The 16,315-nt window shown below is 65.7% G+C and carries 14 protein-coding genes; 11 read left to right on the top strand and 3 right to left on the bottom strand.

Going from position 1 to position 16,315, the window contains the following annotated elements:
• Positions 1-25: 25 nt before the first annotated feature.
• The 3 genes from CTR55_RS18155 to pobA all read right to left on the bottom strand — a co-directional run bounded on the left by CTR55_RS18155 (position 26) and on the right by pobA (position 4,160).
• Complete coding sequence (locus tag CTR55_RS18155; RefSeq protein WP_296288219.1) at positions 26-1,936, bottom strand: di-heme-cytochrome C peroxidase; 1,911 nt, start codon at positions 1,934-1,936, stop codon at positions 26-28.
• 261 nt (positions 1,937-2,197) lie between these two features.
• Positions 2,198-2,512 (bottom strand): hypothetical protein, encoded by a 315-nt coding sequence (locus tag CTR55_RS18150; protein WP_296288218.1) that lies wholly within the window; start codon positions 2,510-2,512, stop codon positions 2,198-2,200.
• Between the two features lie 463 nt (positions 2,513-2,975).
• The gene (gene pobA, locus CTR55_RS18145; RefSeq protein ID WP_296288217.1) at positions 2,976-4,160 is read right to left on the bottom strand and encodes a 4-hydroxybenzoate 3-monooxygenase; all 1,185 of its coding nucleotides are present in this window, start codon (positions 4,158-4,160) and stop codon (positions 2,976-2,978) included.
• A gap of 117 nt (positions 4,161-4,277) precedes the next feature.
• Between pobA and CTR55_RS18140 the strand changes: the two genes are divergently transcribed.
• From CTR55_RS18140 to benC, 11 genes are all read left to right on the top strand, one after another.
• The gene (locus CTR55_RS18140; protein WP_296288389.1) at positions 4,278-5,147 is read left to right on the top strand and encodes a helix-turn-helix domain-containing protein; all 870 of its coding nucleotides are present in this window, start codon (positions 4,278-4,280) and stop codon (positions 5,145-5,147) included.
• A 6-nt stretch (positions 5,148-5,153) separates the two neighbouring features.
• Positions 5,154-6,083 (top strand): pca operon transcription factor PcaQ, encoded by a 930-nt coding sequence (gene pcaQ, locus CTR55_RS18135; protein WP_296288216.1) that lies wholly within the window; start codon positions 5,154-5,156, stop codon positions 6,081-6,083.
• A gap of 117 nt (positions 6,084-6,200) precedes the next feature.
• Positions 6,201-6,920 (top strand): protocatechuate 3,4-dioxygenase subunit beta, encoded by a 720-nt coding sequence (pcaH, locus tag CTR55_RS18130; protein ID WP_296288215.1) that lies wholly within the window; start codon positions 6,201-6,203, stop codon positions 6,918-6,920.
• A 12-nt stretch (positions 6,921-6,932) separates the two neighbouring features.
• On the top strand, positions 6,933-7,538 hold the full coding sequence (gene pcaG, locus CTR55_RS18125; protein WP_296288214.1) for a protocatechuate 3,4-dioxygenase subunit alpha: 606 nt from the start codon (positions 6,933-6,935) through the stop codon (positions 7,536-7,538).
• A complete protein-coding gene (zapE, locus tag CTR55_RS18120) occupies positions 7,528-8,598 on the top strand; it encodes a cell division protein ZapE (RefSeq protein ID WP_296288213.1) in 1,071 nt (356 codons plus the stop codon). Before pcaG ends, zapE begins: the two co-directional genes overlap by 11 nt.
• 593 nt (positions 8,599-9,191) lie before the next feature.
• Positions 9,192-10,034, top strand: a complete 843-nt coding sequence (locus tag CTR55_RS18115) for an IclR family transcriptional regulator (RefSeq protein WP_296288212.1) — start codon at positions 9,192-9,194, stop codon at positions 10,032-10,034.
• A 291-nt stretch (positions 10,035-10,325) separates the two neighbouring features.
• Entirely contained in the window at positions 10,326-11,675 is a 1,350-nt protein-coding gene (locus tag CTR55_RS18110; protein WP_296288211.1) for an MFS transporter, read from the top strand.
• 123 nt (positions 11,676-11,798) lie between these two features.
• Entirely contained in the window at positions 11,799-12,752 is a 954-nt protein-coding gene (locus tag CTR55_RS18105) for an AraC family transcriptional regulator (protein ID WP_296288210.1), read from the top strand.
• Between the two features lie 604 nt (positions 12,753-13,356).
• A complete protein-coding gene (gene benA / locus CTR55_RS18100; RefSeq protein ID WP_296288209.1) occupies positions 13,357-14,724 on the top strand; it encodes a benzoate 1,2-dioxygenase large subunit in 1,368 nt (455 codons plus the stop codon).
• Positions 14,721-15,209 carry a benzoate 1,2-dioxygenase small subunit gene (gene benB, locus CTR55_RS18095; protein WP_296288208.1) on the top strand — a complete coding sequence of 163 codons (489 nt, stop codon included), beginning with the start codon at positions 14,721-14,723 and terminating at the stop codon, positions 15,207-15,209. Before benA ends, benB begins: the two co-directional genes overlap by 4 nt.
• A gap of 78 nt (positions 15,210-15,287) precedes the next feature.
• Positions 15,288-16,301 carry a benzoate 1,2-dioxygenase electron transfer component BenC gene (gene benC / locus CTR55_RS18090; RefSeq protein ID WP_296288207.1) on the top strand — a complete coding sequence of 338 codons (1,014 nt, stop codon included), beginning with the start codon at positions 15,288-15,290 and terminating at the stop codon, positions 16,299-16,301.
• Positions 16,302-16,315: the final 14 nt, after the last annotated feature.

The following is a 16,315-nucleotide window of genomic DNA, read 5'->3' as shown; positions in this document are numbered from 1 at the left end:
CCTACGAAGAGCAGTCCGGCGCGGCTCATTCGCACTTCGGCCCCGGTGTCCACGGCGGGGTGGGGACGTTCGGGTCGAGTTTGTTTTCGTACTCGGGGTTGCCCAGCACCTTCAGGTATTCCACCAGCGCCCAGCGTTCTTCCGGCGACAGGGCGCGGCCGATGGCGCCGTCCTTGCGGCAGCCGTCGCGGAATTCGTGGCCGCCGTTGCTGTTGCCGGTGACGCTGGTCTTGTAGAGGAAGCCGCCGGGGAAGCGCTCGGTGCGGTAGCCGGCATATTTCGGGTCGTACTCGAAGCTGCCGACCCAGAACTGGCTGTCGCGCTCGGCCACTGGCGAGAGCATCTGGAACAGGTTGGGCACCGAGCCGTTGTGCAGGAAGGGCGGGGTGGCCCAGATGCCGTCCAACGGGCGGGCTTTGTAGGCGCGCAGTTCCTGCACACCGATGGGCAGGCCGTAGCCGTTCATTTCCTGTTGCTGCTCCGCGCCGATGTGCGCGTCGCGGTAGGCGCGCTGCTCGACGAAGGCGGTGACGTAGGCCAGGCCCTTGGCGGCGGAAATCTTCGAGAAGTCCAGCGGCACGTCGCTCTGCGGGTACAGGTGGACGTTCATGCCCTGCAATTCTTCGGCCTTGAGCTTGAGCGGGCGCACGTCGAAGGTGTGGTCGGCGATGTTGTCGGCGGTGGTCGGGTCGGTACCGATCTCGCTGGTGGGGACCATCTTCATGCGCCACTCGGGCACGCGGGCCGGGGCGATGTAGTCCTTGGCGCCGGGCTCCTTCACATGCGGGCCGTGGCAGTACACGCAGTTGGCCTGGAACAGGGCGCGGCCCTGGGAGGCCTTCTTCAGGTCGACTTCGCCGAACACGTCCTTCGGCCAGGCCGGCGGCTTGAGTTGCTTGAGGGTCTCTTCGAGGGTGTAGAGGTCGCGCAGGCGCACGCTGGAGGCGTAGCGCTCATCGCCCATCACCGGTTTGCCGTCGCTCTCGAACATCCGCAGCGTGGCGCCGACGCCGAGGGCTTCGCCGATGTTGCGCGCCATGGGCTGCATGGCCGAGCCGTTCCACTGCACCCAGTCGAATTTCCAGATGTCCCACACCTGCGGGTAGTTCACCGGGGCGTTGGCGACGCGGTAGTTGGAGGCGTCGATGCCGTCGCCGAACACGCTGTTGGCGATGCGGCCGAAGGCGTCGGCGCGGCCGGGGCCTTCGAGGGTCGGGTAGAGGCCGCGGTGGGTGTCGTTCCAGGCGGTGGAGACGAGGGTGCCGAGCACGTTGCGCACGTCGCGCTTGAGCGCGGCCTTGCCTTTGGGATAGCTGTCGCCCAGCACGCCCTTGGCGAAGCGGTCGAACTTCCACGGCACGTAGTAGGTGGAGGCGAGGCTGGCGCCCAGCGCCTGGCCGAATGCGCCGCCGCGCAGGGTGGGCACGGTGGAGGCGATGGAGTGCATGGCCGCGCCGCCGTCGATGCGCACGGCGGTGCCTTTATAGCGCAGCTCGCCGGTGTGGCAGGCGGAGCAGGTAATGTCGAGGTACCACGCGCCGGTTTCGCCGTCCTGGTGGCGGGCGAAGCCCACGGGCAGGTTGCCGGGGTTTTTGGCCGTGGCGGCCAGGGTGTCGTCGGGGGCGCGGCCGATCTGCTCGGGCTCGATGAGGAAGCCGAAGCGCGCGAGGTTTTCCGGGCTGGCGAACTTGCCCTTGTTGAAGGGCTGCTCGAGGTGGGTGAACCAGTCGTAGCGCAGGCCCTTCACCTGGGTGCCCTGGGGCGTGTAGTAGTAGGTTTCGCGGTCCTGTTTGGACCACTGCTCCTCAAGGTGGATCATCTTCTGCGGCGGGGTGTAGTCCGGAAGATTGGGATGCGCGGTGTACCAGGCGATGACGCCGCCGACGAGCAAGAGCAGCAGCAGGACTGCAAGTAGGACGCGTCCGAGAATGCGCATCGAAACTTCCTTGTTATGTGTGCGAAAAAGAATCGGACGTTTATGCCAAGTACGCGGCGGCTTGGCAAGGTAATGCCGTACGGCGTTCGGGGTTTTTATGGCGGGTTACGGGGCTGGGGTGGGTTGTTTCTGGCTTTCTTCGAAGAGCGACAGCATGGGTATCGCGCTCCACCCATCCTACGGAGAGCTCCGAGGCGGGCACGTGGCACGTCGTAGGATGGCGTGGGGCGAAGCGATACCCATCGTCTTTCAGCCAAGCGCCTAATGTGCGGGCCGCAGTTCTAGCAGCAGGCTCAGGCAGATCACCGCGCCGATCAGCACGCCGACCACGCTGGCGATGATCAGCGGCCAGCGCAGGCCGGGGCTATCGCCCTCGTCATCGGGAAGGCGTGCGTGGATGGCAGGCCAGAGTTCGTCCGGCGGCGGCAGTTCCGGCCAGGGCTCGTCGCTGGGTGGCGGGGAGGGGCGGTCGGCGAGCTGATAGAGCAGGGCGATCATCCAGTCCAGCGCGGTGCTGCGCGTGGGGTGGTAGCGGTCGGCGTCGGTCCAGACGTGGAGGTAGGTGTCGACCAGCAAGGTGTCGGCTTCTGTCTGATCGGTCTTCAGTTTCAGCGCCAGCGGGTAGAGACGCGCGGCGGTGCAGCGGTACAGCGTGGCGAAGGCGCGCGCGTCGCCGTCGCCGCTTTCGGCGAGCAGGTAGCTGAGGAAGTTCGCTTCGTCCGGGTCGATGGCGGCCTCCGGCGGTGTCGCGGCGAGCGGCGTGGCTGGAGGGGTAAGGATAGATGGTGGGGTTTTTCGTAGGAGCGAGCTTGCTCGCGAATGGATTTCGCCGGTAATTCCGTTGCCAGGCGGTTCGCGAGCAAGCTCGCTCCTACAGGTCGTGCTTCGGAGTTGGAGCTTTTTGTAGGAGCGGAGCTTCTCCGCGAAATCCCGGTGCAGCCGGGACCGTCGTCGCTTGCACCGGCCTGTCGGCCGGATCGCTTAGAAGCTTCGCTCCTACGAGGTCAAGAGCCTCGCACCCTGTCCGGCCAGCGGGACATCAGACCACTTCCTCGAACGGCAGCCCCACATAGTTCTCCGCGATGGTCGTGCGGCCGGCCTCGGAACCTAGGAAGTAGTCCAGCTCGGTTTCCAGCATGCGCCGGGTGAAGGCGTCGCTGTCGGGGAACTGGTGCAGCATCGAGGTCATCCACCAGGAGAAGCGCTCGGCCTTCCAGATGCGCCGCAGGGCGATGGGCGAATACTGTTCCAGCAGGTCGGTGCGGCCGTCGCCGTAGACCTTCACCAGGATGCGGTGCAGGGCATCGACGTCGCTGGCCGCCAGGTTCAGGCCCTTGGCGCCGGTGGGCGGGACGATGTGCCCGGCATCACCGACGAGGAACAGCCGGCCGTACTGCAGCGGTTCCACCACGAAGCTGCGCAGCGGGGCGATGCTCTTTTCCAGCGATGGCCCGGTGACCAGCTGGCGCGCGGCGTCTTCGGGAATGCGGCGCTTGAGTTCGTCCCAGAAGCGTTCGTCGGACCAGTCCTCCACCTTCTCCTCCAGCCCCACCTGCAGGTAGTAGCGGCTGCGGCTGGCGCTGCGCTGGCTGCACAGGCTGAAGCCGCGTTCGCTGCTGGCGTAGATGAGTTCGTGGTTGACCGGCGGGGTGTCGCTGAGCAGGCCGAGCCAGCCGAACGGGTAGACGCGCTCGAAGATGCTCAGGCGCTCGGCGGGAATGCTGCGCCGGGCCACACCGTGGAAGCCGTCGCAGCCGGCGATGTAGTCGCAGTCCAGGCGCACCTGTTCGCCCTGGTGAGTGAAAGTGAGGTAGGGCTTTTCGCTGGTGACGTCATGCAGCTCCACGTCGGCGGCTTCGTACACGCTCATCGCGCCGCAGGCCTCGCGGGCCTGCATCAGGTCGCGGGTGACTTCGGTCTGGCCGTAGACCATCACCTGCTTGCCGCCGGTGAGGGCCTTGAGGTCGATGCGCTCACGGCGGCCATTGAGGACCAGTTCGAAGCCGTCGTGGAGCAGTCCTTCGGCATCCATCCGCGCACCGGCATTGGCTTCGCGCAGCAGGTCGGCGGTGCCCTGTTCGAGCACGCCGGCGCGGATGCGGCCGAGCACGTAGTCGGGTGTCTGGCGTTCGAGGATGACGGTATCGATACCGGCCTTGTGCAGCAGTTGGCCGAGCAGGAGACCGGCCGGGCCGGCGCCGATGATGGCGACTTGAGTCTTCATGGGGTGGCTCCTTGGAGAGCGCTGTTGTTTTTGTCTCCTGCATTTTTTGTGGATGGGATCGGCGTTTGAAGGTAATTTCCAACAGTCTTCTTGGATTTTTCATGGATGTGGGCGGTGATCGAACAACGTGCTGACACGCCGGTCCCGGTGTTCCGCCTGTATGGCGAAACGACGGTGTGGCCGACGCCGGACCTGATCCACTGCGAATCCATTGCCTCGCGCAGCCGCCTGCACGACTGGGAAATCCGCCCGCATCGCCACGGCGACCTGGTGCAGCTGCTGTATGTGCAATCCGGCGCGGCGGAGCTGGAAGTGGAGGGGCGGGTGACGCCGGTCCGCGAGGCTTCGCTGCAGGTCACGCCGGCGCTGGCGGTGCATGGCTTCCGCTTCGCCGAGGACGTGCAGGGCTGGGTGCTGAGCATGGGCCTGCCGCTGGCCGAGCAGCTCGGCGGCCTGCTGCAAAGTACGGTGCTGGAGCAGCCGGTGTGCTTTGCCGTGGGCGAGGGCAAGCGCCAGCTGGATGGGCTGTTCGAGTCCATCCAGCGCGAGTACGCCGGGCAAGCGCCGGGCCGCGACCTCATGCTGCAATCGCTGCTCAATATGCTGCTGGTCTGGCTCAGCCGCCGGGCGCTGGAGCAGGCCCGTGCCCAGGCGAGCCAGCAGGATCGCGGCGTCGAACATGTGCATGGGTTCTCCCGCCTGCTGGAGCAGGACTTCCGTTTACACCGGCCCATCGAACATTACGCGGCGGCGCTGGGTATCAGTGCCGCGCACCTCAACGCGCTGTGCCGGCGGCTGGCCGGGCAGTCGGCTTTGCAGATGATCCACCAGCGCCTGCTGCTGGAGGCCAAGCGCAACCTGGTGTACACAGCCATGACCATCCAGCAGGTGTCGGACAGCCTGGGCTTCTCCGAACCCGCCTACTTCTCCCGATTCTTCAAGCGCTACGCCGGGGTTTCGCCCCGCGCCTTCCGCGAGCCGCGTTGAGCCGCTATGAATATCGATTCGCGTATCAAGTTCCGCCACCTGGTGTGTTTCCTCGAAGTGGCTCGCCAGGGCAGCCTGGCCCGCGCGGCGGACGCCCTGGCGGTGAGCCAGCCGGCCATCTCGAAGACGCTCAAGGAGCTGGAGGACCTGCTCGCAGCCAGCCTGTTCGAGCGCGGCAAGAGCGGCGCCAGCCTGACCGAGGCGGGCGCGGCCTTCCTGCGCTACGCCGGCCCCTGCGTGCAGGCGCTGCGCGACGGGGTGAACAGCCTGCGCGGCGGCGAGTACGCCTCCAGCACGGTGCGCCTCGGCGTGCTTTCCACTGTGGAAAGCCTGCTGATGCCGGAAACGGTGCGGCGCCTGCACGAGCGCCACCCGGCGCTGGTGGTCAGTGTGGTGACTGGGCCCAGCGCGCACCTGCTCTCGCAATTGCGCGTGGGCGAGCTGGACCTGGTGGTCGGCCGGATGACCGAGAGCCCGCAGATCCAGGGGCTCGCCTTCGAGCACCTGTACAGCGAATCCATGACCCTGGTGGCCCGTGCCGGCCACCCGCTGCTGGGCCGCCCGCTGCCGCCCTCGGCGCTGGACGACTGGCCGCTGGTGCTGCCGCTGGCCGGTACCACCATCCGCAAGTCTGCCGACAGCCTGCTGGTGCAGAGCGGCCTCGGCCAGCCGCGTCGCCGGCTGGAAACCCTGTCCACGGTGCTCAGCCGCCGTTATGTATTGACCAGCGACGCGCTGTGGATCGCCCCGCTGGATTCGGTGCGCCTGGACCTGCGCTCCGGCGAGATCGTCGAACTGCCGCTGGACGTGCAGGAACCGGGCGGTTCGGTGGGCGTTTGCAGTAACTCGACGCTGCCGCTTTCGCTCGGCGCGCACTGGTGCCTGGAGGTGCTGCGCGAGGTGGGGGAAGCGTACCGTGAGGGTGCTTATCCATAACCAAATGGTTATGGATGGCGGGCATCTTTTCAGTGTTCGGTGTCAGGCAGGCGGGCGACACTCCGCCGCACTGCCTGATGCAACAGGCTCCTATAAATCCAACAAGAGGAGACCGACATGTCCGACGCGGAAAACAGCCGCTTCGTCATTCGTGACCGAAACTGGCACCCCAAAGCCCTCACCCCCGACTACAAGACCTCCATCGCCCGTTCCCCGCGCCAGGCGCTGGTGAGCATTCCGCAATCGGTCTCGGAAACCAGCGGCCCTGACTTCTCGCACCTGAAGATGGGCGAGCACGACAACGACCTGCTGCTCAACTTCAACAACGGCGGCTTGCCCATCGGCGAGCGCATCCTGGTGTCCGGGCGGGTGATGGACCAGTACGGCAAGCCCGTGCCGCACACCCTGGTGGAGATGTGGCAGGCCAACGCCGGCGGCCGCTACCGCCACAAGAACGACCGCTATCTCGCGCCGCTGGACCCGAACTTCGGCGGCGTCGGCCGTGCGTTGACCGACAGCGAAGGGCGCTACGTCTTCCGCACCGTCAAGCCCGGCCCGTACCCCTGGCGCAACGGCCCCAACGACTGGCGCCCGGCGCACATCCACTTCTCCATCAGCGGCCCGTCGATCTCCACGCGGCTGATCACCCAGCTGTACTTCGAGGGTGACCCGCTGATCCCGATGTGCCCCATCGTCAAGTCCATCGCCAACCCGGACGCGGTGGAAAGCCTGATCGCCAAGCTCGACATGAGCAACGCCAACCCCATGGACTGCCTGGCCTACCGCTTCAATATCGTGCTGCGCGGCCAACGCAAGACCCATTTCGAAAATCGCTGAGGAGGACCGACCATGCCTATCGAACTGCTGCCGGAAACCCCCTCGCAGACCGCCGGCCCCTACGTACACATCGGCCTGGCGCTGTCCGCCGCCGGCAACCCGGCCCGTGACCAGGAAATCTGGAGCGAAATGGCCAAGCCCGGTGCGCCCGGCGAACACATCCTGCTGATCGGTAACGTGTACGACGGCAACGGCCACCTGATCCGCGACTCCTTCCTGGAGCTGTGGCAGGCAAATCACCAAGGCGTGTATGACGCTGCCTACGATCAGGAGAGGCCCTTCAACGGCTTCGGACGCACAGCAACGACCTTCGATGCCGGCGAGTGGCAGGTGCAGACCATCAAGCCCGGCGTGGTGAAAAACGCCGCCGGCGTACCCATGGCGCCGCACATCAACGTCTCGCTGTTCGCCCGTGGTATCAACATTCATCTGCAGACCCGCCTGTACTTCGGGGATGAAGCCGAGGCGAACGCGGTGGACCCGGTGCTGAACCTCATCGAGCAGCCCGAGCGTCGGCAAACCCTCATTGCAAAGCGCTGCGAGGTAGACGGGAAGCTCGCATACCGGTTTGATATCCGCGTCCAGGGAAATGCGGAAACGGTGTTCTTTGACTTTTGATACTGAAACATCCGCCGAACCGGTCGCCGACCGCGTTCGGCGACACTTCGCCGCCGCGCTCGACGAGCGCGGCTATCGAGCGGACGAGGCGCAGGTGACGGCAGTCGATCACCTCGCCAACTGGCTCGACGACTTCCTCGCCGGCCGCCATGGCTTCCTGCGCAAGCCGGTAGCCGGTGTCTACCTGTGGGGTGGTGTGGGGCGCGGCAAGAGCTTCGTCATGGACCAGTTCTTCGCTGCCGCGCCGACTGAGGCCAAGCGCCGCGTGCACTTCCACGCGTTCCTGCAGGAACTGCAGGGGCGCATGCTGGCGATCACCGGGCAATCCGACCCGCTGGTGCGCGTGGCCCGCGCCATCGCCGAAGAAACCCGGTTGCTGTGCTTCGACGAATTCCACGTGCACGACATCGGTGACGCCATGCTCCTGGGGCGAATGCTGAAGGTGCTGGTGGACGAAGGCGTAGGCCTGGTCTGCACGTCCAACTACGAGCCGGAAAACCTCTGTCCGAATCCGCTGTACCGCGAGCGCTTCCGCCCGGCCATCGATCTGATCGAAAAGCGCTTCGACGTGATCTCGGTGGATGCCGGTCAGGATTACCGCGAGCACAGCACGTCGCTGGAAGAGTGGGGCAGTTTCCTCTGGCCCGCCCGCGCCGACGACCTCGAACTGATCGGCTCGCGCCTGGGGCTGGCGGCGGAGGCGAAGTTCGACGAGGTGCTCAGCGTCAATCACCACCCGCTGAAAGTGCACGCCCATGATGAGCATTGCGCGTGGATGGACTTCAGCGAGATGTTCGAGCGCCCGCGCTCGGCCAGCGATTACCTGTGGCTGATCGAGCATTACCCGCGCATGGCCGTGAGCGGCCTTGGCCCGCTGGCGGACTACCCGCCGGACGTGAGCATGCGCTTCCTCAATTTCATCGACATTGCCTATGACCGGCAGCTGAAGTTGCAGCTGTTCGCCACGGTGTCGCTGGAGGACCTGGCGGCGGGCGGCGCGGCGCTGGACTTCTCGCGTACGTTGAGCCGGTTGCGGCAGTTGAGGTTGGTGCCGCTCTGAGGATTCCCAGTGCTGGGTTGTTCGCGAGCAAGCTCGCTCCTACAGACCAGAACCGGTGCGCTCTTCGTAGGAGATTCTATGTCTACCCCAGCGCCGGTTTCGCCGACGGACCTCCAACGTAGGATGTGGTGGAGCGAAGCGATACCCATGCTGTCGGTGCCCGGAATCGATGGGTATCGCTGCGCTCCACACCATCCTACGAGGTGTTCCTCCTGACGCTTGTGTGAAAGACGACACCCTTCAATCAAACGCCACAATCGCCTCCAGCTCGTGTAGTGGGTAGGGCGCATAACCCGGAACGGGTTATCCGCCGATGCCACTTCTCGCGCACGTTGAGTAGGTTGCGGCAGTTGAGGTTGGTGCCGCTCTGAAGATTCCCAGTGCTGGGTTGTTCGCGAGCAAGCTCGCTCCTACAGGCCAGCACCGGCGCGCTCTTCGTAGGAGCGAGCTTGCTCGCGAAGCAGGAGAGGCATCGGGAGGGAGTCCGCTCCACAGGTGTACGGCAAGCTCCGTTCGATAATCGACCATTCATGTTGCGATAATCGCCCATGCGTGTCGATAATCGCCCGGCATTCGCCTGCCAGGACCACAACATGACCGACGCCCCCCGTGCCAGCTTGCCGCCCCTTGCGCCGCCGATCATCGCTTCGCCGGCCAAGCGCATCGAGGCCTTCACCGGCGACCCGAATTTCATGACCTCGCTGGCCCGTGGCCTGGCGGTGATCCATGCGTTCCAGGAGCGCAAACGCCACCTGACCATCGCGCAGATCAGCCACCGCACCGAAATCCCCCGCGCCGCCGTGCGCCGCTGCCTGCACACGCTGATGAAGCTGGGCTACGTCACCTCCGACGGCCGTACCTATTCGCTGCTGCCCAAGGTGCTGACCCTCGGCCACGCCTACCTGTCCTCGACGCCGCTGGCGGTCACCGCGCAGCCGATCCTCGATCGCCTCAGCGAGCAACTGCATGAGGCCTGCTCCATGGCCACGCTGGAAGGCGACGAGATTCTCTATATCGCCCGCTCGGCCACGCCGCAGCGCCTGATCTCGGTGGACCTGAGCGTCGGCAGCCGCCTGCCGGCCTACTGCACCTCCATGGGCCGCATCCTGCTCGCCGGGCTGAACGACGACGCGCTGGAGGATTACCTGGCCCACGCCGACCTGCAGGTGAAGACCAGCCGCACCGTGCACACCCCGGAAATGCTCCGCGCGAACATCGCCGAAATCCGCCAGCAGGGCTGGGTGATCATCGACCAGGAGTTGGAAGTGGGCCTGCGCTCCATCGCCGTGCCGCTGAAGGATTCCGCCGGCCAGGTGCTGGCCGCGCTGAACGTCGGCACTCACGCCGGCCGCGTGTCGCGCCAGGAGCTGGAAACGCGCTTCCTGCCGGTGTTGCTGGAGGCCAGCCGCGAGCTGGGCACGCGGCTGTTCCATTGACTGATCAAGCCGGTGGGAGCATTGCCCGCCGGCTCGCAGCAATCCTGTTCGCTAACCGCCCACAGGCGCGATTATCGAATTGAACGGCTCCACGTCTCTTCGTACTGTGGCTCAACCTGTCCAGCCGGACGGGCAATAACAACAATGAGCGTCAGCCATGGCCCCTGTGTGCCTGCCCCATCCGCCGGTCCGTGCGTCCACCGGCTCGCGCCTCATTCCTGTCCAGCTTGCGGGAGTGCCGGGCGATAAAGCCGGCCTTCCCGCGACGACGCCTTCGCAGGAAGCCTTCGCATGACCAGCTCCGCCCACGTGCCCACTGCCGGCACCCTCGACGTCCAGTCCTTCATCAACGCCCAGCCGTTGTCGCTGTACCAGTGCCGCATCGTGCTGCTGTGCTTCCTCATCGTCTTCCTCGACGGCCTGGATACCGCCGCCATGGGTTTCATTGCCCCGGCGCTGACCCAGGACTGGGGCATCGACCGCGCCAGCCTCGGCCCGGTGATGAGCGCCGCGCTGATCGGCATGGTGTTCGGCGCCCTGGGTTCCGGCCCACTGGCCGACCGCTTCGGGCGCAAGGGCGTGCTGGTGGTGGCGGTATTCCTGTTTGGCCTGTTCAGCCTGCTGTCGGCCTACAGCAGCAACCTCGAACAACTGCTGGCGCTGCGCCTGCTGACCGGCATCGGCCTGGGCGCGGCGATGCCCAACGCCACCACGCTGCTCTCGGAGTACACCCCCGAGCGCCTCAAGTCGCTGCTGGTGACCAGCATGTTCTGCGGCTTCAACCTGGGCATGGCGTCGGGCGGCTTCGTCTCCGCCAAGCTGATTCCGGCCTACGGCTGGCACAGCCTGCTGCTGCTCGGCGGCGTGCTGCCGCTGGTGCTGGCGGTGGTGTTGCTGGTGTGGCTGCCGGAGTCGGCGCGCTTCCTGGTGGTGCGCAATCGCGGGGCGGACAAGGTCAAGCGCGTGCTGGCGCCGATCGCGCCGTCCGAGGTGGTGACTGCGCGGGATTTCAGCGTGCCCGAGCAGAAAACGGTGCAGAGCCGCAACGTGTTCAAGGTGATCTTCTCCGGCACCTACAGCGCGGGAACCCTGCTGCTGTGGCTGACTTATTTCATGGGCCTGGTGATCGTCTACCTGCTCACCAGCTGGCTGCCGACACTGATGCGCGACGCCGGCGCGAGCATGGAGCAGGCGGCCTTCATCGGCGCGCTGTTCCAGCTCGGCGGGGTGCTCAGTTCGGTAGCGGTGGGCTGGGCCATGGACCGCTTCAACCCGCACAAGGTCATCGGCATCTTCTACTGCCTGGCCGGCGTGTTCGCCTACTGCGTTGGGCAGAGCCTGGGCACGGTCACGCTGCTGGCGACCCTGGTGCTGGCCGCCGGCATGTGCGTGAACGGCGCGCAATCGGCCATGCCGTCGCTGGCGGCGCGCTTCTACCCGACCCAGGGGCGCGCCACCGGGGTGTCCTGGATGCTCGGGATCGGCCGCTTCGGCGCCATCCTCGGTGCGTGGATGGGCGCGACCCTGCTGGGCCTGGGCTGGAATTTCGAGCAGGTGCTGACCGCCCTGATCGTGCCGGCTGCCATCGCCACCGCCGCCGTTGTGATCAAGGGTCTGGTGAGCCACGCCGACGCCACCTGAGGGCTTGTGGGGCAGGGTGAAGGTGTTGCCATTCATCTCTGCCCGGTCCCTTCGCCGCGCCGCGCGCATAGACTGGAGCGACCGCGACGAAGAGCGTGGCCAACGACAAGAGTGAGTGCCTGTATGCAAAGCCTGCTGAGTGAGCGCAGTCGCGTGTTCGAGCGTGCCGACCCGTATGCGGTGTCCGGCTACGTCAACCAGCACGTCGGCACCCACGACCTGCGCCTGCCGGCCCACGGCCACCCGCAAGCCAGCCTCAACCACCGCCGCTTCGCCAGCCTCGACCTGTGCCGCATCAGCTATGGCGGCGCGGTGCGCGTTACCTCGCCAGCGCTGGAAAGCATCTTCCACCTGCAGATCCTCCTCAGCGGCCACTGCCTGTGGCGCGGCCAGCGCCAGGAACACTACCTGGCGCCGGGCGAGCTGCTGCTGATCAACCCGGACGACCCGGTCGACCTGACCTACTCGGACGACTGCGAGAAGTTCATCCTCAAGGTACCGGTGACCCTGCTCGAAGCCATCTGCGCCGAGCAGCGCTGGAACCACCCGCGCGCGGGTGTGCGCTTCACCGAAAATCGCTACCAGCTGGGCGAACTGGAAGGCTTCGTCAACCTGCTGTCGATGGTTTGCCAGGAGTCCGAAGCCGGCGAGCGTCTGGTTCGGGTGGATGAGCACTACCAGCAGATCGTCGCCAGCAAGCTGCTGACGCTGCTGAAAACCAACGTCAGCCGCGAACCCATCGCCGGCGCCAGCGCTTCCTTCGAGCGCATCGAGGCGTACATTGAAGGCCACCTGCGCGAGGACATCGACGTCGAAGCCTTGGCGCGCCAGGCATCCATGAGCCTGCGTTCGCTCTACGCACTGTTCGAGCGGCATGCCGGCACCACGCCGCGCCAGTACATCCGCCGCCTCAAGCTGGAGCGCATCCGCGCCTGCCTGGCGGACCCGGCCTGCCCGGTGCGCAATGTCACCGAGCTGGCGCTGGACTACGGCTTCCTGCACTTGGGGCGGTTCGCCGAAGGGTACCGGCAGCAGTTCGGCGAGCTGCCGTCGGAGACGCTCAAGCGCCGCAGCTGATTTGCGCGGTGGGAGTTCCCGCTCCCGCCAGCGTCATGCTGGAGCTCTGACGTAGGATGGCGTGGAGCGCAGCGATACCCATCAATTCCTGTTCACCGACAGCATGGGTATCGCAAGCTCCACCCATCCTACTCAAGCGTTTGCCGGGGAGCGCGAACCGGTCGACGCCGGGACAGAGCTGCGAAAGACGATTCGTACGGCGGATAGCGCGCCAGCGTTATCCGCCCTTGTGGCATCGGCGTATAACCCGTTCCGGGTTATACGCCCTACGAACAGATACTGGCCCTGGCTCTGGATCTTGATGTCTTCCAGAGAAATCTCCGCATGCGCCCGAGGGGGCGAAACAAGAAGTCCGGGCGCACGTCAAAGCGACGCGGGACACCCAAGTCAAAGCAGGTCGGCTCCAGCATCGGATTAGAAGCAGACGCCGACCCTGCCGGCGGATCGCGGGCATGGCCCGCTCCTACAGGGAGCAAGCCCGCGAACACCACGCAAAAACCACCCCTGCAGAAAACGGATAGCACTCTGCACAAAGCGGATATTGCCCCGCCGAACCCAGCCCTAACCTGAGCCTGCCTGAACAAAAACAACGGAGGCCCCGGCCATGTCCCTGGGTATCGACTACTTGCGTTCGCTGCTCGAAGAAGACCCTGAGAAGGGTGTCTACCGCTGCCGGCGGGAGATGTTCACCGACCCGCGCCTGTTCGACCTGGAGATGACACACATCTTCGAAGGCAACTGGGTCTACCTCGCCCATGAAAGCCAGATCCCCGAAAAGAACGACTTCCTCACGACCATGATCGGTCGCCAGTCGATCTTCATCGCGCGCAACAAGGACGGCGTGCTCAACGCCTTCCTCAACGCCTGCAGCCACAAGGGCGCCATGCTCTGCCGGCACAAGTCCGGCAACCGCGCAAGCTACACCTGCCCGTTCCACGGCTGGACCTTCAACAACTCCGGCAAGCTGCTCAAGGTGAAGGACCCGGCCGAGGCCGGCTACCCGGAAGGCTTCAACTGCGAAGGCTCCCATGACCTGACCAGAGTGGCGCGCTTCGAGTCCTATCGCGGCTTCCTCTTCGGCAGCCTGAAGGCCGAGGTCAAACCGCTGGTGGAGCACCTGGGCGAGTCGGCAAAGGTCATCGACATGATCGTCGACCAGTCCCCCGAAGGCCTGGAAGTGCTGCGCGGCTCCTCCAGCTACATCTACGAGGGCAACTGGAAACTCACCGCCGAGAACGGCGCCGACGGCTACCACGTCAGCTCCGTGCACTGGAACTACGCCGCCACTCAGAACCAGCGCCAGCAGCGCGAAGCCGGCGAGGCGGTGAAGACCATGAGCGCCGGCGGCTGGGCCAAGCAAGGCGGCGGTTTCTACTCCTTCGACCACGGCCACCTACTGCTCTGGACTCGCTGGGCCAACCCCGAGGCGCGCCCGGCCTTCGAGCGCCGCGACGAACTGGCCCGTGACCACGGCCAGGCCCGCGCCGACTGGATGATCGAGAACTCGCGCAACCTCTGCCTGTACCCCAACGTCTACCTGATGGACCAGTTCAGTTCGCAGATCCGTATTGCCCGGCCCATCGACGTCAATCGCACCGAGATCACCATCTACTGCATCGCGCCCAAGGGCGAGAGCAGCGAAGCGCGCGCCCAGCGCATCCGCCAGTACGAGGATTTCTTCAACGTCAGCGGCATGGCCACGCCGGACGACCTGGAAGAATTCCGCTCCTGCCAGCAGGCCTACCAGGGCAGCGCGGGCGGCTGGAACGACCTGTCGCGCGGGGCCAAGCATTGGGTCGACGGCGCTGACGATGCGGCGCGGGAGATCGACTTGGCGCCGGCGCTCTCCGGTGTGCGCACCGAGGACGAAGGCCTGTTCGTGCTGCAGCACCAGTACTGGCAGCAGACCATGATCGACGCGCTGGCCGCCGAGCAGGCCAAGCGCATCGCTGTGAAAGAGGAGGGCGTGTGATGAGCCGCTACGAGACCGTCCGCGACTTCCTCTACCGCGAAGCGCGCTACCTCGACGACAAGGACTGGGATGCCTGGCTGGAGCTGTACGCCGCCGACGCCACCTTCTGGATGCCCTCCTGGGACGACCGTGACCAGCTCACCGAAGACCCGCAGCGGGAAATCTCGCTGATCTGGTACGGCAACCGTGGCGGCCTGGAAGACCGCGTGTTCCGCATCAAGACCGAGCGCTCCAGCGCAACCCTGCCGGACACCCGCACCTCACACAACCTCAGCAACATCGAGGTACTCGGCGAGGCCGACGGGCAGTGCCAGGTGCGCTTCAACTGGCACACCCTGAGCTTCCGCTACAAGACCGTCGACAGTCACTTCGGCACCAGCTTCTACACGCTCGACGTGCGTGGCGAACAGCCGTTGGTGAAGGCGAAGAAGGTCGTGCTGAAGAACGACTACGTCAGGCAAGTCATCGACATCTACCACATCTGATTCCGCCGTCAGGGCTGTGCGTCGCGCGCGTGGATTCGCCGCGCGCGACACCGCCTGCGCGGCGCCGAGGTGCACGCCATGAACCACAAGATCGCCCTCAACTTTGAAGACGGCGTTACCCGCTTCATCGACGCCAGCCCCAGCGAGACCGTGGCCGATGCGGCCTACCGCCAGGGCATCAACATCCCGCTGGATTGCCGCGACGGCGCCTGCGGCACCTGCAAGTGCTTCGCCGAAGCCGGCCGCTACGACCCGGGCCAGGAATACATCGAGGACGCGCTGACCGAGGACGAAGCCGAGCAGGGCTACGTGCTCACCTGCCAGATGCGCGCGCAGAGCGATTGTGTGGTGCGCGTGCCGGCCTCTTCGCAAGTCTGCAAGACCGCCCAGATCAGCTTCGAGGCCAGCATCAGCGCGGTTCGCCAGCTCTCGGAAAGCACCATCGCGCTGTCGATCAAGGGCGAGTCGCTGAGCAAGCTGGCCTTCCTGCCGGGGCAGTACGTCAACCTGCAGGTGCCGGGCAGTGAGCAGAGCCGCGCCTACTCCTTCAGCTCGCTGCAGAAGGACGGCGAGGTCAGCTTCCTGATCCGCAATGTGCCGGGCGGCCTGATGAGCAGCTTCCTCACTGGCCTGGCCAAGGCCGGTGACGCCATGTCCCTGGCCGGCCCGCTGGGCAGCTTCTACCTGCGCGAGATCAAGCGGCCGTTGCTGCTGCTGGCCGGCGGCACGGGCCTGGCACCCTTCACCGCAATGCTCGAACAGATCGCCGAACGCGGCAGCGAACATCCGCTGCATTTGATCTATGGCGTCACCCACGACTTCGACCTGGTGGAGATGGACCGCCTGGAAGCCTTCGCTGCGCGCATCCCCCACTTCACCTGGAGCGCCTGCGTGGCCAGTCAGGAAAGCAACTACCCGCGCAAGGGCTACGTGACCCAGCACATCGAGCCTGCGCACCTGAACGACGGCGAAGTGGACATCTACCTCTGCGGCCCGCCGCCGATGGTCGAGGCAGTCAGCCAGCACATCCGTTTACAGGGCATCACGCCGGCGAATTTCTATTACGAGAAGTTCGCGGCGAGCGCGGCCTGAATTCGACAACCAAA

It is taken from the genome of Pseudomonas sp., from assembly GCF_002796985.1.
Taxonomy (GTDB): domain Bacteria; phylum Pseudomonadota; class Gammaproteobacteria; order Pseudomonadales; family Pseudomonadaceae; genus Pseudomonas.
This window is presented reverse-complemented; position numbering and strand designations above follow the sequence as displayed.